General features: G+C 49.2%; 21 protein-coding genes. 12 read left to right on the top strand and 9 right to left on the bottom strand.

The genetic code is table 11. The features are described from left to right. Positions 1-242 precede the first annotated feature (242 nt). The 4 genes from RIG61_09550 to RIG61_09535 all read left to right on the top strand — a co-directional run bounded on the left by RIG61_09550 (position 243) and on the right by RIG61_09535 (position 3,044). A complete protein-coding gene (locus RIG61_09550; protein MEQ9619403.1) occupies positions 243-1,238 on the top strand; it encodes a hypothetical protein in 996 nt (331 codons plus the stop codon). A 246-nt stretch (positions 1,239-1,484) separates the two neighbouring features. After that, complete coding sequence (locus RIG61_09545; protein MEQ9619402.1) at positions 1,485-1,886, top strand: PA2779 family protein; 402 nt, start codon at positions 1,485-1,487, stop codon at positions 1,884-1,886. Positions 1,887-1,893: 7 nt separating this feature from the next. Then, on the top strand, positions 1,894-2,451 hold the full coding sequence (locus tag RIG61_09540; GenBank protein MEQ9619401.1) for a C39 family peptidase: 558 nt from the start codon (positions 1,894-1,896) through the stop codon (positions 2,449-2,451). Between the two features lie 86 nt (positions 2,452-2,537). Further along, positions 2,538-3,044, top strand: a complete 507-nt coding sequence (locus RIG61_09535; protein ID MEQ9619400.1) for a tetratricopeptide repeat protein — start codon at positions 2,538-2,540, stop codon at positions 3,042-3,044. A 9-nt stretch (positions 3,045-3,053) separates the two neighbouring features. On the opposite strand, the gene fmt is transcribed toward RIG61_09535, so the two are convergent. The 6 genes from fmt to RIG61_09505 form a co-directional block, all read right to left on the bottom strand. Beyond that, entirely contained in the window at positions 3,054-3,980 is a 927-nt protein-coding gene (gene fmt / locus RIG61_09530) for a methionyl-tRNA formyltransferase (GenBank protein ID MEQ9619399.1), read from the bottom strand. Between the two features lie 140 nt (positions 3,981-4,120). Then, complete coding sequence (locus RIG61_09525; GenBank protein MEQ9619398.1) at positions 4,121-5,446, bottom strand: DHH family phosphoesterase; 1,326 nt, start codon at positions 5,444-5,446, stop codon at positions 4,121-4,123. Beyond that, positions 5,447-6,280: a tryptophan synthase subunit alpha gene (gene trpA, locus RIG61_09520; protein MEQ9619397.1), complete on the bottom strand. Its 834-nt coding sequence runs from the start codon at positions 6,278-6,280 to the stop codon at positions 5,447-5,449. A gap of 252 nt (positions 6,281-6,532) precedes the next feature. Beyond that, entirely contained in the window at positions 6,533-7,744 is a 1,212-nt protein-coding gene (trpB, locus tag RIG61_09515; protein ID MEQ9619396.1) for a tryptophan synthase subunit beta, read from the bottom strand. After that, the gene (locus RIG61_09510) at positions 7,734-8,348 is read right to left on the bottom strand and encodes a phosphoribosylanthranilate isomerase (protein ID MEQ9619395.1); all 615 of its coding nucleotides are present in this window, start codon (positions 8,346-8,348) and stop codon (positions 7,734-7,736) included. The genes trpB and RIG61_09510 overlap by 11 nt, the downstream gene beginning before the upstream one ends. 70 nt (positions 8,349-8,418) lie before the next feature. Further along, positions 8,419-9,528, bottom strand: coding sequence for a hypothetical protein (locus RIG61_09505; protein ID MEQ9619394.1), 1,110 nt, complete (start codon positions 9,526-9,528; stop codon positions 8,419-8,421). Between the two features lie 220 nt (positions 9,529-9,748). Between RIG61_09505 and RIG61_09500 the strand changes: the two genes are divergently transcribed. Continuing rightward, complete coding sequence (locus tag RIG61_09500; GenBank protein ID MEQ9619393.1) at positions 9,749-10,849, top strand: SGNH/GDSL hydrolase family protein; 1,101 nt, start codon at positions 9,749-9,751, stop codon at positions 10,847-10,849. 48 nt (positions 10,850-10,897) lie between these two features. Here RIG61_09500 and RIG61_09495 read toward each other — a convergent pair whose 3' ends face one another. Both RIG61_09495 and RIG61_09490 read right to left on the bottom strand, forming a co-directional pair. Beyond that, complete coding sequence (locus RIG61_09495; GenBank protein MEQ9619392.1) at positions 10,898-12,214, bottom strand: oligosaccharide flippase family protein; 1,317 nt, start codon at positions 12,212-12,214, stop codon at positions 10,898-10,900. A 16-nt stretch (positions 12,215-12,230) separates the two neighbouring features. Then, positions 12,231-13,424 (bottom strand): glycosyltransferase family 4 protein, encoded by a 1,194-nt coding sequence (locus RIG61_09490; protein MEQ9619391.1) that lies wholly within the window; start codon positions 13,422-13,424, stop codon positions 12,231-12,233. Positions 13,425-13,605: 181 nt separating this feature from the next. On the opposite strand from RIG61_09490, the gene RIG61_09485 reads away from it, so the two are divergent. The 6 genes from RIG61_09485 (at position 13,606) to hslU (ending at position 19,862) form a co-directional block, all read left to right on the top strand. Continuing rightward, complete coding sequence (locus RIG61_09485) at positions 13,606-13,851, top strand: hypothetical protein (GenBank protein MEQ9619390.1); 246 nt, start codon at positions 13,606-13,608, stop codon at positions 13,849-13,851. Between the two features lie 82 nt (positions 13,852-13,933). Next, positions 13,934-14,260 carry a hypothetical protein gene (locus tag RIG61_09480; GenBank protein ID MEQ9619389.1) on the top strand — a complete coding sequence of 109 codons (327 nt, stop codon included), beginning with the start codon at positions 13,934-13,936 and terminating at the stop codon, positions 14,258-14,260. A 232-nt stretch (positions 14,261-14,492) separates the two neighbouring features. Beyond that, positions 14,493-16,931: a LysM peptidoglycan-binding domain-containing protein gene (locus RIG61_09475; GenBank protein MEQ9619388.1), complete on the top strand. Its 2,439-nt coding sequence runs from the start codon at positions 14,493-14,495 to the stop codon at positions 16,929-16,931. Between the two features lie 153 nt (positions 16,932-17,084). Beyond that, the gene (gene xerC, locus RIG61_09470; protein MEQ9619387.1) at positions 17,085-17,981 is read left to right on the top strand and encodes a tyrosine recombinase XerC; all 897 of its coding nucleotides are present in this window, start codon (positions 17,085-17,087) and stop codon (positions 17,979-17,981) included. 2 nt (positions 17,982-17,983) lie between these two features. Next, the gene (gene hslV, locus RIG61_09465) at positions 17,984-18,532 is read left to right on the top strand and encodes an ATP-dependent protease subunit HslV (protein ID MEQ9619386.1); all 549 of its coding nucleotides are present in this window, start codon (positions 17,984-17,986) and stop codon (positions 18,530-18,532) included. Then, on the top strand, positions 18,522-19,862 hold the full coding sequence (gene hslU, locus RIG61_09460) for an ATP-dependent protease ATPase subunit HslU (protein ID MEQ9619385.1): 1,341 nt from the start codon (positions 18,522-18,524) through the stop codon (positions 19,860-19,862). Before hslV ends, hslU begins: the two co-directional genes overlap by 11 nt. A gap of 38 nt (positions 19,863-19,900) precedes the next feature. Here the strand turns inward: hslU and RIG61_09455 are convergent, their stop codons facing one another. Continuing rightward, on the bottom strand, positions 19,901-20,629 hold the full coding sequence (locus tag RIG61_09455; GenBank protein ID MEQ9619384.1) for a chlorite dismutase family protein: 729 nt from the start codon (positions 20,627-20,629) through the stop codon (positions 19,901-19,903). Between the two features lie 416 nt (positions 20,630-21,045). Between RIG61_09455 and RIG61_09450 the strand changes: the two genes are divergently transcribed. Beyond that, entirely contained in the window at positions 21,046-22,677 is a 1,632-nt protein-coding gene (locus RIG61_09450) for a hypothetical protein (GenBank protein MEQ9619383.1), read from the top strand. Positions 22,678-22,846: the final 169 nt, after the last annotated feature.

Raw genomic sequence — 22,846 nt, 5'->3', positions numbered from 1 at the left:
TTGGCAAAATCCCGAGTAAGGGAGTCCCTGCCGCCTGATTTCTGTACAGTATTGTACAATTAATATTGCGTGTTTTGACACACATCTTACGTGTAAAGCCACGATTGAGAATCTAATCCTCTTACATTACTGGAAATTTAGGCTAAAAGAACACTGGCCTGAATATTGCCCAAAATAACTTTCAGTACTGTATGCAACTATGTTGGATATACAGCATAAAAAAATAAAGGAGGAGTAAAGATATGAAGAAGGCAAGAAATATTTTAATAATCCTGGCCCTGGCACTAGTGCCGTCGATTACTCACCTCGCTTGTGACGGAGGAGGGGACAACGGCGAGAACCGGACCGGCCAGACAACGGTTGTTAACGGAAGGGTTTCAACTGTGGTCGCCATGACCGAAGGAAACGCGAACTCAGTAAGGTTCGCAAAGCTGATGAAGCTTCTGAGTCTGATAAAAGAGGCAAAAGCTCAGGACGGTATCACGGTTACGGCAATTATAGACGGAGTCACGGTGGATACGGACATAACAGACGCTGACGGAAGTTTCTCGCTCAGCTTTTTACTGGATTCGGCTGAAAATGTGACCCTAATCTTCGACGTAGACGGAACTACGGTTTCTGTGAGCATTCTGGTCGAGGAAGGCTCCATCCTAGAAATAGTAGTCGCTATAGATCTCAATTCACCTCCCGGAGATGAAGTCGATATTGTCGAAATCTCCGAAGTGGAAGGTCCGATCCGCTGTGAAAACGGGACCCTCGAGATTACCAAGAATGTGAACGAGGATATCATCATTGACGGAGGGGGAGAGGACTGTATCAGAACGGCAGGCAACTGCAACTTGATAATAGACCCCGAGGACATCGTACTGACCAATTGCAATAGGTGCATCGACGCGAGAGGAACGTCGCAGGTGACACTACTTACGGTTGACGGTGACATAACCTGCGACGCCACCGAGGACGGCATCAGAACCCGCGGCAACGCCGATGTCGTAGTGGAGGCAAACGGTGATTTAAATGTATCGGCCTTTGAGAACGGAGCGCGTGCGGAGGGTAATTCAAGCATCTCATTCTTTGCCGATGCCTGTATTTTTGATTCGGGTGAAGACACGTTTGATGTAAACGGAAATGCGTTAATCGACACCGGCGGGTGCGAGGAAATTATAGAAAGCTTACCCCCATCTCCGTTTCCGTCACCTGAGCCATCACCGTCTCCAGAGCCTTCGCCAGAACCCTGATTCAAGCTAATAATTAAAAAAATCGAGATGCGGATTAGAAACCCTGATCCGTATCTCGATACGGGGCCGGTCAGGATGTCCGTTTTCGCTTATAAAGCGCTTTGATTAAATCACATTAAAGCCGCAAGACCGGTGACGCAAATAGATCATTTAACACTATTTGTATTAAAAAACGCTTTGTTTACCGATTATATTGGATAAAATAGTTGCTGAGTTATTCAAACCAATGATCGAGGAGGATAATTAATGAATTTTTACTCAGGAAAAATCCATATTCCGATTGTAGTGTTGATACTGATAACATTCACGCCGGTATCGCTCATAACCGCAAGCGTGAATGCGGCTACAGTCGATTCTCAAATGATCTCACCGGAACACAACGCCTCAACCAAGAGGGAAATAGACGAAATCAAGGTTAGAAGAGCCCTTGAAAACAAGATCGTCGCTGAAAAATTGTCGAGTCACGGCCTCACTCCGGAAGAGGTTTCCCAGAAGCTCAATCAAATGAGTGACGAGCAGGTGCATCAAATGGCCTCACTCGCGGACCGAATGCCGGCTGGTGGTGACGCGGGCATCGGAATCCTGATAACGATTCTTGTGGTCGTGGCGCTCGTTCTCTTAATAATATTCCTTTACAAGAGAGTATAGATGATTTATGTACGGTGGTAATTACATCAAGTTTATAATTTTCATGCTTACCGCTCTTCTATGGGCGGGATGCACTCAAAAACAGCAGGGGCAGGATGAATTCCGCCCGGAAAGAGACATAACGGTTATTGAGGGCGTGCCCTTCGTAAAGCAAAAAGATAATTTCTGCGGTCCTGCGTCGATGGCATCAGTGATACAGTTTTACGGCGACGACGTGAGCCAGGAAGAAGTCTCAGAGGAGATTTATATACCCAAGCTCGAAGGAGCCCTCATTTCCGATATGGAGAATTACGCCCGCGACCGGGGCTACAAGGTTAAAGCCGTAAACGGAAGCATAGAGGGGATTAAATCGGCCATAGACAGCGGCAAGCCCGTAATTATGCTAGTTGACAGGGGCATGTGGAAGGTGAGCGTCCCTCATTACTATGTCGCCTACGGCTACAGTGAAAACGGGGAAACGGTCATTCTACACACCGGGGACGAAGGCGGAAGGGAAATGGGCTTCGATAAGCTCGACAGGCAGTGGGAAAAAATGAACCGCCTGATGCTGGTCATCTCAAAGTGAAAAAATCCCGGATTTTACTTTTTATACTTTTTATTGCTCTCAGCATAACTTTGCCGGGATGCGCTTCGCTTTACGGGTCCTATTTCATGAAAGACCCGCTCACCGCTGAAGAGCACAATAACCTGGGAGTCATATACGAAAGAGAGGGCAAGCACGAGCTCGCGCTCAGGGAATACAAGAGGGCCTCCGCTATAGACGGAGAGCTTGTCACTCCAATCGTAAACACGGGAAACGTTTATTTAAAACTGGGCAAATATAAAAAAGCTGTAAAGTACTACAAGAAAGCGCTGAAAAAAGACCCGGCCAACATCGAGGCGGCAAATAACCTAGCATCAGCATATATAGAGACAGGGGAAAACCTTGAGGAGGGATTGAGCTATCTGCTCGCCGCTACCAAGTTACAAGAACCTGTCCCCGCATACGCCCTCGACACGGTAGGGGTTCTCTATTTGAAGACCGGCGACAGGGGTAAAGCGCGTAAATATCTGACGGAAGCCTGCAAATCCGCTTCGGGAAGCGAGGAGCTGAAAGAGGAGATAAAATCTCATCTTGCAGAATTGGGTGAATACGAAGGATGCGAATCTGAAAAATAAATTATTTAACTATCGGCTCAGAACTGTGCCTGGCTCGATCTTTCTCCCGGCAAGAAAGGCCCCGGCATCCATCCTTCTGCCGCCTTCGAGCTGAAGCTCAAGCACATCGACGGCCCCATCTCCCGCGCATACCCGGAGAATCCCGGACTTGGACTCTATTACTTCTCCCGGATTTCCACTGCCCTCCGTTACGCGAACTCTGTAAATCTTGAGCAGCCTTCCGCCGAGATATGTAAACGCCCCGGGCCAGGGAAGCATGCCCCGTACAAGATTCCTCACCTCCCCGGGAGACCGGCTCCAGTCAATCCTCCCGTCTTCCTTTTTAAGCATAGGCGCGTAAGTGGCCCTGGACTCATCCTGCTTTTTAGGCGTCAGGCTGTTTCCCCCGAGCTTGCCGATCGTTTCGATGAGGAGCTCCGCCCCTGCTGTGGCAAGTCTCCGAGACAAGCTCTCCCCTGTGTCTTCGTCGTCAATTGGAATTTCGAGCTGAAGGAGTATATCCCCGGTGTCCATGCCCTCGTCCATGAGCATCGTGGTTACGCCCGTGACCCTTTCACCCCGCACTATTGCCCAGTTAACCGGAGCCGCGCCGCGGTATTCGGGCAGGAGCGACGCGTGAACATTTATGCAGCCGTAACGCGGCAGCTCGAGTATAGCCTTGGGAAGTATTTTCCCGTAAGCGGCGACACAGATAAGATCCGGACTTAGTTTCCGAAGCTCGTCGAGAAATTCTGCGGTTCGAATTTTGGAAGGCTGAAGCACGGGGATGTCATATTTTGCAGCGACAAGCTTTGTCGGCGGCGGAGCAAGCTTACGCCCCCTCCCCCTGGGTTTGTCCGGCTGAGAGACAACCGCGACTACATCGTCTTCCGAACGTATCAGAGCTTCAAGGGACGGAACGGCGAAATCTGGCGTACCCATGAAAATTATTCTCATAGCGAAGGATTATATTACCGCGCCTCAGCGTAATCAAACCGAGCAGCTATTTATGAGATCAATTTACCCGATCCGGAGCTTAATTTTATAAAGGTAAAAATGATAAGGGCAAAAACAAAAAGCTGGTAAGGCGAAATACGTTAATTCTCTTCCTCGGGCTTTTCCGTAACGGCCTTTGTAAACTCCTCCGTAAGCCATTTTTTAATGCTTTCCTGAGACCCCTTGCCAATTGTCTTGCGGACCTTGCTCAATGAAATTACGGCCTTGGCGGCTGATCTGTGACCGCCTGCGCTGCCGATATCCTTAAACATCTCCCTCACAAGACGGCCCGCGCTCTTAACATACCCCACGTTACGGACAGAAATAGTGAGGTGGGATTTCCCGAGTATCCCGAAAGCCACCGACCAGTCGATGCCCTTGACCTGAATTCCGAAATCAGCCATTTTCGGGATCAGGTACTCCCTGTCCACCCTGCCGACGTTTACAAAGAATATGCCGTCTGAAATCCAGTGGTCGGCGAGCGCCTGTCCGAGGGATTTAATTTCAGAAGGCGGGACCTCGGCGCGCTCAATTCGTCTCAACAAGCCCAGATTGGCATGGGGATAAAGGAAAGTAAAAGCCTCTATATCATCGGGATTGGCATCGCGGTTAAGGGTTATCGTATCAGTCTTAATGCCGTAAAGGAGCGCAGTGGCGAGCCGCTCGGATATATCTACCTGAGAAGCCCTGAGATACTTGGTGAAAATTGTAGAGGTCGCTCCCTCTTCGGCCCTGATTTCTTTAAAAGGAACTTCATAGTTATCCACCAGAGGGTGGTGATCGATTACCGTATCGACAGGGGGCAGCTGGTCGCCGAAGAACGGCGGCTGCACATCTACCAGGGCTATCGAATCAAAATCCTTCAGGTCTTTGAGAGTAAGCTCAAGCAGATCGATTTCGAGCAGCTCTATCATCGCCACATTCTCGGGCCGTGAGATTTTCTCGCCGAGGTGACCTATAAAAGCGGTTTGCTTGTTTCTTTTGAGGAGCGTCCTCAGAGCGAGGGCGCTCGCTATTGAATCGGGGTCAGGATGATCATGCAGGAGTATCAGCATTTTTTTGGCATTCGCATGGACCTTTCTCAGCTCCTCTACGCGAAGCTCCGTTCTTGCCAGCCTTTCTTCCCTCGCGATTTCATCGGACAGTATCTTGTGAAAAGCGACAAATCTGACGGAGGGAGGAGGCTCTTCAGTACGTTCTCCATTGCTCACGATCAGAGGGGTTTGCGGATAATGTACAGTAAGTTCCTTGGTAAGATCTGTCGTAAAACATTTGCTCTCTATCATTATTATCGAGAAATTACCGGTTTGATTAAGGGCCTCTTCGAGCGAGCTGACCCATATTACCTCTCCCCTTTTTGAGAAAAGGCCGAGGAGGAAGGAATCGAAATCCCCTATGAAGAGGTATCTTCTGAGTTCTTTCTGCATTTATATACTAGCCCTTGTCCTGGTTTTATCATCCGGGGTGACGCAGACAGCGCTCAAATTGCTCACGAACGCAGAAAGCTCATCGAGAAGCTTTTCCTTTTGATCGCCGTGCTCTTCTATTATGCGCACGATCGCGCTCCCGACTATAACCGCGTCCGCATACCGGGCTATCTTACTTACCTGTTCTGCGGTAGAAATACCGAATCCCACGCCCACAGGCAGATTAGTGGCTTTTTGAATTTCATCCGCAAGCTCATCGAGGGAATAGTCCATATCGGGTCGTACGCCCGTTACCCCGGTTACGGAAACGAGATACACGAAGCCGCTAGCCCTCTCGGCCACAAGACTGATTCGATCGGATGTGCTTGTCGGGGCGAGAAGAAAGACCAGATCGAGCCCGGGGCCGTCAGTGTGCATTTTGAGCTCGGCCGCTTCCTCAGGCGGCAAATCAACGACAAGAACCCCGTCCGCGCCCGCGCCCGCCGCATCCATTGAGAATTTCTCGAGACCGTATTTAAAAAACGGGTTGTAATACCCGAAAATAATTATGGGTATTTCCGATTTTTCCCTTATCCGCTTTATGAGCTCGAGGACGTTTCCGAGAGTCGTGCCGTTTTTCAGCGCTCTTTCGGAAGCCAGCTGTATAGCCGGCCCGTCCGCCATGGGGTCGGAAAACGGAACGCCGAGCTCGATTATATCCGCGCCGCTTTCTTCCAGCTTAAAAACGAGGTCAGCCGTCATTTCCAGCGACGGATCACCCGCGGTAATATATGTAACGAGCGCTATTCTGCCCTTTTCTTTAAGTTCCTTGAACTTATGGTCTATTCTGTTCATGTGTTTTTGATTTTGATCTAAACAGGGCGTAAACGTTTGACAGCCGTTTGCTTCTAACCGCAAGCGTTATGGTATGGGCATTCATAAGGATACTTTTTACTAAATATTATTCAGGAAACCCGACCCGTTAATAATATTTTCTCGGACAAACTCTAACACCTGCAGAACTAAAGTCAAGAGATTTCGGGGACCGAACGGGGGCGGAGTTATCAGCTCAAATACCCGGACTCTCAGCTATTAATTACTTTGCCGTCACTGTTTACCGGAGTCCTCCGCGAGAATATCCGCTACGGCATTTATGTCCTTGTCCCCGCGTCCCGAAAGACAGATCATGAGAATCGAGTCCCTCGGCATTTCAGGCGCTCTTTTCATAGCATAGGCTACCGCGTGCGCGGATTCAAGCGCCGGGATTATACCCTCGACCTGTGAGATGAACCTGAACCCTTCAAGTGCCTCTCCGTCCGTAACATTTGTATAATTTACGCGCCCCAAATCGCTTAAATACGAATGCTCGGGCCCTACGCCAGGATAATCAAGCCCCGGCGCTATAGAATGCGTACCCCTCACCTGCCCGTTTTCATCCTGGAGAAGATAGGTCTTGCTGCCGTGCAGAACACCCACGGTCCCGTCCGAGATGCTCGCGGCATGGCGCCCCGTCTCTATCCCTCCTCCCGCAGCCTCAACACCGGCCATCCCGACGCTCTCATCCCCCAAAAACGGGTAGAAAAGACCCATTGCGTTTGAACCGCCGCCGACGCATGCCACAAGAAGATCCGGAAGCCTGTCTTCCTTCTCAAGTATTTGCTCCCTCGCCTCCTTTCCGATCACAGACTGAAAATCCCTCACCATCATCGGGTAGGGATGAGGTCCCGCGACGCTTCCTATTATGTAGAATGTATCCCTTACATTCGTTATCCAGTCCCTCATGGCTTCGTTCATGGCGTCTTTCAAGGTTTGCGTCCCCTGAGAAACCTCTCTCACCCCGGCGCCCAGAAGCTTCATCCGTATAACGTTGAGGGCCTGGCGCCTGGTATCCTCAAGCCCCATGAATATTTCACACTCCATATCGAGGAGCGCGGCTACTGTGGCCGTTGCGACTCCGTGCTGCCCGGCCCCCGTCTCGGCTATTATCCTCTTTTTCCCCATACGGGAGGCGAGAAGAGCCTGACCTATTGTGTTGTTGATCTTGTGAGCCCCCGTGTGGGCGAGGTCTTCGCGTTTGAGGTAAATCTTAGCCCCGCCGAGCTCATTCGTCATCCTCTCGGCGAAATAAAGAGGGGTGGGGCGTCCTACATATTGCGTTAAATAGTATTCGAACTCCCTATTGAATTCGGGGGCATCCTTTATTTCCTCATACGCCTTCTCAAGCTGCAATATTGCGGGCATAAGTGTTTCGGACACGTATCTGCCACCGAATATTCCGTAATGCCCCAATTCATCCGGCAGCACCTGTTTAGTAGCCATTTCTCACCGCCTCAATAAATTTTCTAAGTTTCACGTGATTTTTTTTGCCCGGAGAGTCTTCCACACCGCTGCTCACATCGACCCCGTAAGGTTTTACCGTTTCCATGGCCTGACAGACGTTTTCGGGAGTGAGTCCGCCGGAGAGAATAATTTCTTTAGATATATCGAGATTCCTTAAAATATCCCAGTTAAAACTCCTGCCCGTCCCGCCGTAACTATCCTCCGAGTGCTTATCAAAGAGGATAGCCTGTACGGAATAAAGTTCAACTTCTTCTCTGTCGATATTGTCTTTAATCCTGAGGGCCTTAATTAGCTTGTATGGAACTGCGTTACAAAACTCCGGGCTTTCGTCCCCGTGCAGCTGAACAGCGTCAATACCCGTCTTCTCTTTCAGCGAAGCTATCTCATCCAGGCTCTGATTTACAAAGACACCCACAGTGGTAATGAAAGGGGGGAGAGAACCGACTATCCGCGCGGCGATACCGGGGTCAATATATCTCCTGCTTCCCCTGTAGAAGATGAATCCCAGCGCGTCGGCGCCCAGCTTAGCCGCCCTCATCGCGTCTTCCCGATTAGTAATTCCGCATATCTTTATTCTCGTCATAGAGAAGGAAAATTATAAAAGCCCGATCACGACATGTAAACCGGGCCGCCCGGGAAACGTAATAACCATTCTAATTATTCCCCAGATTATTTTTAACGGACTCGGCTATTATCCTGTAGCCGTTTTTATTCGTATGGCCGCCGAAGTTGTTGGGATACAGCTGCTCCTTGCCCGCCCGATTCGAAAGCGGTTCAAGCGTATCTACGTAATCGATGCCGTTTGTATGAAAGAAACTCTTTACGATTTTATTTACCTCGTGTTCATTTTCTATGAGCTCGTCAATTTCTCGTGATGAAGGCAAGCCCTTGTTTCCCTCGATGTAATCTTTAAACACACTCTCTTTGGTTGGAATCATCACCACGAGAAATTCAATATTGTTCCTCACGGCAAGCTCACTCATACGCCTGAAAAACTCCAGGCTTAATTCGAGACCTTCCCTGACTTCAGGTCTGCCTAAATCAAGGCCTTCGAGCCTTTCGTCAGGCGTAAACCCCGTGTTGATACCGATATCCTCATTCTCATACATAACTATCTCTTCCCCCCGCTTGAGCCTCCTCCTCTGCCTCAAGCTATCTCCGACGAAGGACGAGCTTACGAGCCTGTATAGAACGCTGTGCCCCGGAAGCCAGTCGCCTATTGTGTATGAGAATTTCTCATCAGCCGCCGTCACACCCTCCTCTGATAAAACCGACCCGGGCCTCCTGAAGTCTTTCCAGACAGGGACATTATATACCGCTCTTACAGAGTCGACTAAATCGTTACCGAGATAAAACCCGGCGATAATGATCTTCGGATGAAACCGGACTGCGTATTCCTCCATCAGATACAAGTATTCCGCCGGGCCGTAGCCGCCGAGGGACAGGTTGTAGACCTTGTATCCGGTAAGCCTTTCAAGCTGAGACGGCCATGAGTCGGTCGCAGTGGCGCTTATACCGTAGGTGTGGGAGTCGCCGATTGCGACTACATCCGCTGTCTCCGGCACGAGACTGTTTCTGAAACCCAACGAGTCATGCGCACCGGTGCCGGGCTCAATCCTGTACCTGAGTATGCGGTCTGAGACCCGCTTGGGCTTGAGGAAATCGATCGGATCGAAAAGGACCCTCGAAATACCCTCGGCTACGAGAAGCGCGGCGATTATTGAAAACAATATCAAAACAAGGTTTCTAAGGATTTTATTCATCTAGTCTATTACCCGGTCTTCCGGATTGCCGGAAAATTCCGGAAATAAGTTAATCTTTTCCTCGGTTAATATATTGCGCAAAACATAAATATCCATGATCCTTGTAAAAGAAAAACTGTTAAAATGCATGTGATATAATATATATCAATAAAATCAGGCGGCACACAAACCGGAACCTTTAAAATTCCCCTGGAATTATTCATAAACTGAGAAACATAATATGAACGACGCGCCAAGCGGCACCCCCTTTAAAAACAAGTTTATCCTGATTTTGCTCAGTATCCTTTTTACGTTTCTGGCGCTCGAGATTGGAACACGTATCTGGCTTGAGCTCATCGCGCCGGAGGAGGTGAAGCTGGAGTACTCCCTGTACTCCTACCTGAGCCCGGACAACCAGAGATACATACGCCACCACTATTTGAACTACTATCCGAACCCGGAATACAGAAGAGGAAAAACGAGCCATAACTCTCTCGGGTACAGGGACAGGGAATTCCCGGCCAAAAAGCCTGACGGCGTGTTCAGGATTGTCGCTCTGGGCGGCTCCAGCACATACACCATTGAGGTCAAAGACAACGAAAAGACATTTACGGCTCAACTGCAAAAAATACTAAGGGACAGATACGGCTACGAGAAAGTGGAGGTAATAAATGCGGGCGTAGGAGGATACAATTCCTGGGAATCCCTGATCAACCTCGAATTCCGTGTGCTGGATATAGAGCCCGATCTAATAATCGTCTATCACGGTACGAACGACGTCCATACCAGATTGGTAGACCCCGAATCGTACAGGGGAGATAATTCAGGCAGAAGAAAGCAGTGGGAATCCCCTTCGGTCCCGCTACTCGAGCACAGCGCGCTGTTCAGGGTGCTCCTCAGGAAGTCGGGGATTACGACCCAGGTGGGTATCGGGAATTTCGTAAACGCGGATACCGGCTACGGCCCGTATTCGGTAAAAGACCACAACCCCGGTGAGCTTCTTGAAAAGAACCCGCCCGTCTATTTCAGAAGGAACCTTAACAATATGATTGCGGTATCCAGGGCGAACGACGCGGATATAATGCTTTCTACCTGGGCGTATTCGCCTTACTTCGACGATTACGCCTCCATGGATTTTTACCAAAAGGGTTTCGCCGAAAATAACGAGGTTGTAAAAGAAGTTGCAGCGAGCAACGGAGCCCCGTTATTCGACTTCGCCTCCGTCATGCCCAAAGACAAAAAATACTGGGCGGACGGGCGACACGTAAACGAGCTGGGCGCCGAGAAGAAGGCAGAGCTGTTTGCCGACTTTATCCATAAAAACGGATTAATTTCGGAATAGACGAAGCCAGCAGGCTTTTGGGCTATAAGCGTGAGAGGCGCAGGTCTCCTAGCCCCCTTTTTCAGCCTTTCTCATCAATTTCCCGAATACGGCAAAAGAGAGCCCCGATTTGATTACGGCAAACCCGAGAAAGGCGAAAGCCGCGCCGATATACGAGTACGGGGGAACCAGAATCAGCATAAGCGCAAGATAAGCGGCGGTTGTAACCACGTAGAACAGGGTTCTGACGCCGGGTCTCCCCAACGCAAGGAGCGCCGGGTTGATCCAGTACGTATATCTTGCGATCAGCACTCCCAGAGCGAGTATTCTGAGGGCGTTTACCGCCGGAAGGTAATCAGACCCGAACGCGTATCTCACTATAGGTTCGGCAAGCGCTATAATTATTACCGTCACAGGGATTATTAGCTTCAGGAGGTTTTTTGTGGACTCTTTTATAAATTTCCTGAACTGACCTAAGGAGCTTGAGCTCGTAAATTTAATCAACTCGGGGAAAATAGCCTCATAGAGGGTATCGACCACGCGGTTCACAATCGTCGCGACCGAATTCGCTATTCTGTAAAAAGCGACCGCTTCCTTTCCGGCAAAAAATCCGAGAATCATCATTCCCAGATACTTGTCATTACCGGTTTTGAGCGTCGCCATAAAGCTCGTGTTTCCGAGAAACCAGGCAATCTCTTTCCACTGACCCTTTATTAAAAATATATCCGCCCCCAGCCAGTTCCCGAGATTCTTCTCGTAAAGAGTCCTGATCACGACCCACATTCTTAGCGCAAACGCTATAAAATTAGAAAGTACAAAAGCGTACAGCGCCCCCTTTATTCCATATCCCGCAAATAGAAAAACGGCTACTAAAAGAAGTTTTATAATGCTCTCTACGGTATTTAATAAAGCTATCTTTTTGAACTTGTCGAACACTCTCAATATGGCGTCTGATGTGAGTTTCGCGGTCTCGATGAAGAGGCTCAGAGCATAAATCCAGATGTATATGTACGCATCGGGAGAATGAATTATATACGTGCTGATGAGTTTTGCCGTAACTATGGCGATTACGAATGAAAACGCGCCGCTCGCCACATCGAGAAGATAGGACAGTTTTATCATGGACAGGGTTTTATCTATTTCATTATTTCCCCAGTAAGTACCGATGTACTTGATCGCCGTTTCCCAAACTCTGACGTCGAAGAACTGATTCATAATCGCGATATAGGCGATAACCAGCTGAAAGAGCCCGTAATCGGTGACCCCGAGAATCCTTGCCAGGAGCACCGTCTGAAGCGCGCCCGAAACCCCTGATACGAACTTACCGCTAAAGAGCCAGGAGGCGTTTAAAAAAAGTTTTCTCTGGAGATTATTCGAATCGGGCATGTGATTCCGTCACAACTCAAGCATTTCCGTCGTTATTATAGACAGTTTTTATAGCGCTGAGATAATTATTTATCATCCCTGTCACTGTATGAAATTCCTCGACCGATTGCCTTCCGTTCTCGCCCATGAGGCGGGCTTTCTCCGGGTCTCTTAGTAGAGCGAGCACCGCTTCGGCGACATTGCTTGCGCTTTCCGGGTCCGCGAGCAATCCCGTCACGCCGCTCCGAACGGCCTCGACCGAGCCCCCGTGACTTCCGGCTATTACCGGCTTCCCCCTTGCGCTCGCCTCTATGAGGGCATTGGGAAGCCCTTCGATTTTATTGTTCCAGTACCTGTTGGGCATGACAAAGATGTCGCATAGATCGATGTAATCCATAATCTCCTCATGCCTCACCCCGCCGGTGAAAATAACCCTGCCACCAACCCCGGTGTCAATCGCAAGCTCCCTGAATTGTTCCCTGTACCTGCCCTCGCCAACGATTATATATACCGTATTCGGAAACTCCTCGAGGACCGTGGGCAGAGCTCTTATGACAGTGTCCTGGCCCTTTCTGGGAAGCACCCTCGCCACCGTGAGAAGAACTTTTGTGTCGTCATGTATGCCGTATCTCTTTCTCATTCCGGAGAGCTTTTCCCTGTGGGGCTTTCTGGTGAGCATTTCCTCTTCCACCCCGTTGTAGATGACCTTTATTCTCCCGCCCGGCACCCCAACGCTTTCGAGAAGCTCACCGGTATTTTTACTCACCGCGATAATCAGCCGGGAACGGTCGTAAAGCCTCTTCATAGGAAAACGCATGATTTTTTTAAAGAACCTGTTTCCGTAAAAACATGTTGTAATACCCGAACCCGCAACGCGGACGACCGGCTTAAAGGGAAAATAAGGCAATAGCCCGCCCGCCGCTTCAGCCTCCTCGGTTATAAAAAGGACTATATCCGGTTTCCCGCGGAGTATTGTTACACAGAGATAGAGCCAGCCCAGGATGATATCGAAGAGCGGCAGCGCCTTCACCCATTTCCCGCCAAGTCCGGGTATCCTGATGACCCTGCGCTCAAGCTCAGCATCCGCAAGTCTGTCGCCCGCACCGTAGCCGGGCGCGAGCACGGCGACATCGGCGCCGGACACGGAAATTCCCTTTGCAAGCTTATAGCTTGTCGTCGCGAGCCCTCCCAGAAAGGGCGGAAATTCATGAGTGTATATTAAGACTTTCATCAGCCGTATTATTCACCGCCAAACGATCGGGCACGTCAGAATCCGAGACAGGCAGTATTGCGCTTTACTCTATAATACACTATATTTCGTAATAGATTTTAAGATAAGATACCGGGAAACCGGGTTGGGAAAGTATGAAACGAGCTTGTCCGTTAAACTGTACAATCAAGGCTGCAATTCGATGAATGATCTTGGAGAAAAGATTCTCAAAATTCTATGCGGGGGCGCCGGTCAGGGCAACTCAAACACCGACAAACTGACACGGGCGATCATGGAATCCAATCCGGATCTCAACCACGATCAAACCAAAATCGAGGTCGTGGAATCGCTGCGCGAGCTATCCGACAGGGGCGAAATCCAGATAATGACGCTCAACTGGGAGCTTGGGGAAGAGTTTCTCTACGTATGCACGAACATTATCGATTAACTTGCTGATTGAAGCAGTCGGCCCGGTATGTCAGTCAAGCGGCCACTTCAGGCGATAAATAACTTGATAAACGGAGCGGGATTTGCCTACACTCGACTACATCCGAATAGTTGGAATAACAGATATTCCCGCTGACAACTCCGGAAATTCCGATGTTACATTCAACATCGAGTACTCCGGGGATGCGGAGTTCAGCGTGCCGAAAATGGGGGTTATTACTTTGAGGTTTACGGAAATTATCGACACGGGTGGCTTGAACCCGGAGGATTTGGAAAAAATAGCTTCACGTCTGATTAGACAGATATTGATAAGGGAAAGGGACGAGGACGGCTCGATAAATATTATGCACTTCCTGGGGCTCCCGCTCCGTGAATGGCTGATTAAAAATAATCCGATCCTCAACCAATAGGAAATTTGCTTAAGAATTAAAGGCAAAAATTGTTTTTGAAGCCCCGCCGGAAAATTAGCCGATTTTGTATAATTCCATTTACATATCCGAAATTTATCGTGTATAATCTGTCCCAATATTTAAGTAATTTACTTAGTTCTTTGAAAATCCGATTTAAGAGGCTTGCCCGAGTATCCGGAGTTAATCCGGCAAAGGAATAATTACAGAATTTGTCTCTGCAGGAGGTATAGGTATGGTAATTAGGCGTTCCCTTGTAATACTCATTGCAATTCTCCTTCCGGCAACAGCTCTGGCGGCAACAAAATATGTCGTGCAAAAAGGAGATAACCTTTACGATTTATCCAGAAAATTCGGAGTATCAGTCGAAGATTTAAAAAAGTCAAACCACTTAACAAGCAATAGATTAGACATCGGTAACGTATTAGAAATTCCCGAAGCAAAAGGTCCAGGCAGTAAAACTACTAATACAGGCAGTATAAGCAATAATAATGAATACGTGGTCAAGAAGGGCGATACGCTCGGGCATATCGCGGTAAAGTTCAGCACTACAAGCCGTGAAATAAAAAAATTAAACGGCTTGAAAAGCGATAGTTTACAGATCGGTCAGGTCCTCAAAATCAAATCCCTTGCCAAAGAGGGAAAGCCTGCTCAGTCAAACGAAAGCACGGCAAAATCCGGTACGCCTGAAACAAACGCGCCTAACGGCAGATACACTGTCCGTAAAGGGGATACACCGGGCGAGATTGCCGAGAAACTGGGCGTCAGCACCAGAGAATTAATAAAGTTAAACGGGATCGAAAGCAGAAACCTGCGGATAGGGCAGGTACTCAGGGTTCCGGGTCTCAGCCCCGAAGATAAAAAAATCCCGGACCCGGGAGTCGCGTCCGGTAAACCGTCAACCAAGGACAAAAAACAGTCCGAGCCTACTGAAAGGTCGGTAGAAACTCGTTCAGTGCCCGCCGTATATACCGTACGCAAGGGCGACACCCCGGGCGAGATTGCCGAAAAACTGGGCGTCAGCACTAAAGAATTGATAAAGCTTAATAACCTCGACGGCAAGGTGCTTCAGATCGGACAGAAACTTGCCGTACCCGGCGCCGTATCCCGGGACGTAACCCCGGAGAGCGCGCTTGCCGACAGGGAAGATCAAAAAACAAAAACCGATGAGGGGAAATCAGCAAAAACCCCGAAAATACCCGTATCATCCATTCCCGCCGAATACACCGTAAAAAGGGGCGATAATCTCCATGATTTATCACGGAAGTTCGGAGTTTCGGTAAATGAGATAAAAAATAGAAATAACCTGAAAACAAACAATATAAGAATCGGTCAAAAGCTGATTCTAAATACCTCCGGAACCGCTCGGACCGTAACGGCTGGAGCGGAAGAGAAAGTAGAGACCGTATCAAACTCACAACTTACAGACAAGTACACTGTTAAGAAAGGCGATACGCTGGGGCACCTGGCTATTAAATTCGGGATATCCCAGAGGGAGCTGAAAAACCTGAACGGACTACAGAACAGCACACTCAGAATTGGGCAGGTTTTGAGAGTCCCCGGTTCTGAAGAAAAGATAGCGATTGTAGTCCGGGAAAAAGACCCTTCTCAGGTTAGCGATATATACATCAAAAAGAGATATGTGGTGAAGAGTGGAGATACACTGAGCGGAATAGCAAGCGGATTCGGCGTGACTGTCAGCGAATTAAAAAAGACAAGCGCTTTAAAAAACGATACGATCAACGCGGGCGACGTACTTCTCATACCGGTCCCGCAGGAAAAGGTCACAACCTCCAAATATACTGTTGCTGCGGGAGACACTCTGGGTAAAATCGGGAGCAGATTCGGCGTCTCGGTAAAAGAGCTGAAATCGGCAAACGGTCTCACTAGCGATAAAGTATGGGTCGGCATGAAACTGAACATCCCCGGAATCTATTCAACCGATTCCGGCGGTGCGGCAACAAACACCGTTATAGCTAAAACGCCTGCCGTAAAAAGTGAGTACGTGGTCAAGAGGGGTGACACGCTGGGGGCCATAGCAAAACGGCACGGTGTATCCGTGAAAGAGCTTAAGAGAGAAAATAATATTAAAGGCAATATAATCAGAGTAAATCAGGTGCTCTACATACCCGGACACAACAAACAGGCGACAAAGTATGTAGCCGTATCGGAAAAGGCTCTCAACAATACCAACGGACATCACAAGGTAGATGATTCGGGGGTTAAAAACGGCAGATTCTCAAAGGAAAGCATAATACAGGTAGCCAAGAAATATCTGGGCGCGCCTTATAAATTCGGCGGTTATGACTTCACGACCGGTATAGACTGTTCCGGCTATGTGAAGAAAATATTCAGCCGGTTCAATGTCGAACTGCCCAGAACCGCAAGGGATATTTACTACAGGGCTGGGGCCAGAGTGGAAAGGAGCCAGCTCGATTCCGGAGATCTGGTATTTTTCCAGACGTATGCGAAATACCCGTCGCATGTCGGCATCTATCTGGGAAACGAAGAATTCATCCACGCCTCTTCCGCGTCTAAGATGGTCACAATAGATAATATCAACAAGCGTTATTATAGAAGCAGATACATAGGCGCAAAAAGAGTTCAGCTCTCGGGCCTCTTTTACGATGAATTAACCGAAGATTACAGAGGCTTTGAAAATTCAAAGAATTAAAATTCGAATATCGGCCCGGCTGCCCTGACATATTAATATTGACCGGCTCATTCGGAATCTTACCGACTTAAACAGATTTTCCTTATTCCTGGGATAATAATTTTAATCCATTGAAAGACACAGAGCGGTGTTTATATTAATAAGAATAAAGTCATGGACCGATACATTCAAAGCTTCAAGGATTACTTAACTTCCGAGAGAAACTATTCGAATCACACCGTGAAGGCCTACCTTACCGACATCAAAGAGTTCTTCGGCGTAATAAGGGTAAAACAACTAATACCGGAAGATGAGGGAACCCCTGACATGGCGCTCCTGGACGAGAGCCACGTGAGGGCGTTTATAGGCAGCCTCTATACAAGAAATCACAAGACCTCTATTTCACGGAAGCTGGCTTCCGTAAGGACGTTTTTCGAGTTCTTAATGAAGAACGGAGTTATAAAAAATAACCTTGCGAAGCTCGTTCCGACGCCCCGGGGGGAAAAAAGGCTTCCGACCTTTCTCACGGTAGATGAAGTGATAAAACTCCTTGAAAAGCCGGGCGGCGGCGGGGTGCTCGAAGACCGGGACAGCGCAATACTCGAATTACTCTACTCGAGTGGGCTCAGGGTAAGCGAGCTTGTCGGCGTAGATTTAAACAATCTGGACTTGGACAACCTCACGGTAAAGGTGTTAGGCAAAGGGAATAAAGAGAGAATGGTTCCCGTGGGGTCAAGAGCCGCTGATGCCCTGAAAAAATACCTCCGGGGAAGGCTCGATCTGAATCCGAAGGGAGACTGGCTTTTCGTGAATGCAAGGGGTGGCAGACTTACGGTGAGGAGCATAGACAGGATAATAAAGAAGTACGCCAAGAAGGCGGGAATACCCAAGAACGTGAGCCCTCACGTGCTTCGGCATACGTTCGCGACACACCTGCTGGGGGGAGGGGCCGACCTGAGAGCTATACAGGAGATGCTGGGCCACAAAAGCCTCTCCACGACTCAGAGGTACACTCATACCTCTATCGAAAAATTAATGGAGATATACGACAAAACTCATCCGAGAGCATAGATATGGAAAACTTTCACGGAACAACAATAGTATGCGTCAAAGCCAGGGGAAAGGTCGCTATGGCGGGGGACGGTCAGGTTACACTCGGAAACGCGGCTGTAAAACATTCCGCTAAAAAGGTGAGAAAGATCTTCGAAGGCCAGGTGCTGGTGGGATTCGCTGGCGCCACAGCCGACGCCATGACGCTGTTTGACAAGTTCGAAGCAAAGCTGGAGGAGTTCAGGGGCAATCTGAGAAGAGCCGCCGTGGAGCTTGCGAGGGACTGGAGGACAGACAGGATACTGAGAAGACTCGAAGCGCTGCTCGCGGTAGCGGATAAGGAGAGCATGTTTCTTATCTCCGGAAGCGGGGACGTGCTGGAGCCGGACGACAACGTGATAGCCGTGGGATCAGGCGGCGCGTACGCACAGGCGGCCGCAAAAGCGCTTTCAAATCATTCCCAGTTGGGCGCCCGGGAAATTGCTGAGGAATCTCTAAAAATCGCGTCGGAAATTTGCATTTATACTAATGACAAAATTACAGTAGAGGAACTTGAATCCAATGAGCAGTGAGACATTTTTTACGCCAAGAGAGATAGTATCGGAGCTCGACAGATATATTATCGGGCAGAATAAAGCTAAGAGGGCGGTTTCCATTGCGCTGAGGAACCGCTGGAGACGCCAGCGCGTTTCCCCCGAACTCAAAGATGAAATAGCCCCTAAAAACATCCTGATGATAGGTCCTACGGGCGTCGGGAAAACGGAGATAGCCCGGAGGCTCGCCAAACTCGCGCAGGCGCCGTTCCTCAAGGTGGAGGCATCGAAATTCACGGAGGTCGGATACGTGGGGAGGGACGTCGAGTCAATGATCCGGGATATTACGGATATAGCCATTAAAATGATAACTGATGAAGAAAAAGAGACGGTCAAAGCGAAAGCCGAGGAACTCGCGGAAGAAAGAATGCTTGACCTGCTCTTTCCGTCTACGCCGGTTGCACCGGGGGAGACTCCTTCTGCCGAGACCCCTACCGACACAAGAGAGAAACTGAGAAAGCTGCTCAGAGAGGGAAAGCTGGACGATAGATTCGTCGACATAGAAGTTACATCGAGAAACTTCCCTATACAGGTTTTCTCGCCTACAGGGCTTGAGGAAATGGACGTAAACATATCCGACATGCTCGGGAATTTGTTTCCGAAAAAGACTAAAAAGAGAAAGGTTAAAGTACCCGAAGCCATGGAAGTGCTCATGCAGGAAGAGGCGCAGAAGTTAATCGACATGGACAACGTGGTAAAGCTCGCGATCGAAAGGGTCGAGCAGTCGGGGATTATATTCATAGACGAAATCGACAAGGTCGCCGGACGCGAAAGCTCTGCCGGGCCAGACGTATCGAGGGAAGGTGTTCAGAGGGACCTGCTGCCTATAATAGAGGGATGTACAGTTAACACGAAGCACGGGATGGTCAGAACCGACCACATACTTTTTATCGGCGCTGGAGCTTTCCACGTATCGAAACCGTCAGACCTGATACCGGAGCTTCAGGGGAGGTTCCCCATCAGGGTGGAACTCGAACCCCTGACGACGGAGGACTTTGTAAATATCCTGACTCAGCCCAAAAACGCGCTCATCAAGCAGTACGTGGAACTGCTGAATACAGAGAACATAGAGCTTGAGTTCTCGGACGACTCCATACAGGAAATAGCCGAGACAGCGCAGAACGTAAACGAGTCGACGGAGAACATAGGGGCGAGAAGGCTTCATACTATCATGGAGAGGATGCTCGACGACATATCCTTTAACGCGCCCGATATGGGGGACGAGAAAATCGTTATCGACGCTAAATACGTGAGGGAAAAGATAGCCGATATAGTAAAGGACAGGGACCTCAGCAGATACATATTATAGAAAGCGTTACGCCTGAAAGACTAAACCGGGTAAAGGCCCTAACCCCGGGACTCACCCTGCCATAAAACCTTGCCGACAAAAAAAGGCCCGAGGCTTTCAAGATACATCGATGTCTGTTTCGTCTTGCGCATGGTCTGAATGAGTATGGACATGGAGGGGAGTTCCTTGCCGAGAATCCCTATTACAAAATCGTTGTCGTTCTTGTCGAGGCCGTGACAGGCAAGGCGTATATCCTTTGCGTAGCCCGCGCTTCCGAATTTAAAACCGAGCTTTCCGTGCTCGCCCAGCACCGCCCTTTGCTCGTCTTCGGGCAGTGTCTCGAACTGTTTGTTTCTTCTTAACGGATACCATATTACCCAGGGGAGACCCGGGTCAAGCACCCGTTCCCGCGGCCCCTCGACAAGCACCCTGTCGAGGTCGGGCTCATAGCCGAATGAATAGGTCCTGCCGAGCATGGTGTATTCCGGCTTGGGAGTGAGGTCCGTAAACGGCTTCTGCGTGAGAAAGCTCCTTAGCTCGCTCACAAAGAAATCGGGGTCTTCGCTCATAGCGATGAGGCCAACTCCGTAAGGGTCATTGATATCGGCGTAGAGAGCGGCGTCCATTTCCGTCCGTTCTAACTTCTCAACGAGCTTTTTTGTGTCCATGCAGCCGCCGAACGCGAGAAGCTGCATGAACAAACGACGGTTCGAGGACAGCGCAGTGCCGTCCTTGGCCCTTCCCTTCTCACTTAAATCAAGATGCGCGGATTCCTTATCGGCAGACATTAGAGATTCCTCCTGAACTCTGAAAATATAACAGGTAATGCCGGCATTGGCGACTCGGCTCATGTTCAATATGGCAAAGAGCAGTAGCGCAAGTACGAAACTGATATATAGGGAGTGTAAAGGTTTATATTATCCGCATGATAGAAATTTATTCGATCAGTCTTACTCAGAATCTATTATCTGGTATAAGTAAGAATAAACTAGAAATTCCAACCGGCTAAAACTTCCTATATAGTGTGGTGTTATAAAAATATACCTTGAGTATCCATGCCCTTTTGGTGTGTTGACACCTTACTGTTTACAATCGTTTATTGTTTATATTATAATGGGTAATGGGGTAAGCGGTGCTATTCTCCGGTTAATTATAAATGAGCCTTATTTAACATGTATTTAAAAACTAATGGGAGGTTTTTGTCATGTATATATTCAGAATGGTTTTGTTTATCGGAGTTCTAATACTTTCCGTAAATACGGGGATCGCCGAAAGCGGCAAGGATTCAAAGATGGCTGAAGGCTCACTCGGCAAGGTGAATTTTCAGACCTCTTGCAGCGAATCGGTGTCAGGGGATTTTAACCGGGCCGTTGCGCTCCTTCACCATATGATGTACCAGCAGGCCGAGCAGGTGTTTGTGACTATTACCGAAAAAGACCCTGAGTGCGCGATGGCATACTGGGGCATTGCAATGACTCAGCTGCACCCCCTTTGGGCGCCTCCCAGCAAAGAAGAGCTTGCAAAGGGACTTGATGCCGCCAAAAAGGCAAAAGCAATGAACCCTCCGACAGAGCGGGAGCAGGGATATATCACGGCTGTCGAGGCTTTTTACGAGGGCTATGATGTCAAAGACCACCCTACCCGCATAGCTTTGTGGGAAGCGGGTCAGAAAAAAGTAAAAGAAGCCAATCCGGATGACATTGACGCCGGGGCGTTCTACGCGCTCTCTCATCTGGCCACCGCGCCAAAAGCTGATAAAACGTTCACTCATCAAAAAGAGTCAGGCGCATTACTTGAAGAACTACACAAGGAGGCTCCCGAGCATCCAGGGGTTTTCCATTACACGATTCATGCTTATGACAACCCGGCGCTGGCCGAGCGCGCAGTACCCACAGCGAGAGGCTACGACAAGCTTGCACCCAATGTGCCGCACGCCCTGCACATGCCCAGCCACATATTCGTAAGGCTCGGCATGTGGCCCGAAGTAATTGACTGGAATGTGCGCTCCGCAGATGCCGCAAAGAGTCAGTCAACGGAGGATACAATGTCGCTCCACTATATCCACGCGGCAGATTACCTGATTTATTCCTACCTCCAGGAGGGGCAGGACAAGAAGGCGATGGAACTCCTGTCCGAAGTAAACAACGTGGTTAATTATCAGGACAGTTTCGCATCGGCTTACGGTATTGCGGGGGCTCAGGCGCGCTACCCGCTGGAGAGGATGCAGTGGGAGGACGCGGCTTCGCTTGAAGCGCGTACACATAAAAATTTCCCGTGGGACAATTACCCCGCATATGAATCGATTACCTATTTCGGGCGGGGCATAGGAGCTGCGAGGAGCGGCAACGTAGAAGGGGCCGAGGAAGCGCTTGAGAAACTAAACGCCCTCTACGACGCGACCGTAAAAAGCGGGGATCAATACTGGTCTGTTATCGTAGATGCGGAGCGTAAGTCCGTTGCCGCCTGGATTGAGTACGCAAAAGGCAATAAGAAAGAAGCTCTTACAATGATGCGGGAAGCGGCCGATATTGAGGACTCCGTCGATAAGCACCCGGTTACGCCGGGGGCGGTACTCCCGGCCCGCGACCTTTTGGGCGACATGCTGATCGATATGGGTAAGCCTGAAGAGGCGCTTACGGCATATGAGACAAGTCTTAAAATATCCCCTAACCGCTTTTACAGCCTATACGGCGCCGGTCATGCAGCAGAGCTTGCGGGAGATAGTCAGAAGGCTCAAATGTACTATGAGAAACTCATAACGGTTACGGCCAAGGCGGATAGCCCCAGACCCAGAATTGATAAGGCGAGGGAGTATTTGTCAAAAGACAGCGGCTGAGAAAGGGGAAAACAGTTTGCGTATTAGTTCTTCAAAAAAGGCCTGTTATTTTAAGAAGCCCCGTTTTTACTACGGGGCTTCTTTTTGCATTCAAGATTAAAGGAAACAGTACTCGGGGCTCATCCCTTGAAATAAATCGTCACATTACAGTCAAGATACAGAAGCTTAA

This window comes from Deltaproteobacteria bacterium (assembly GCA_040223695.1).
Classification (GTDB): domain Bacteria; phylum Desulfobacterota_D; class UBA1144; order Nemesobacterales; family UBA2774; genus JAVKFU01.
The sequence above is the reverse complement of the archived record's forward strand: the minus strand, read 5'-3'. Positions and strand labels throughout refer to the sequence as shown.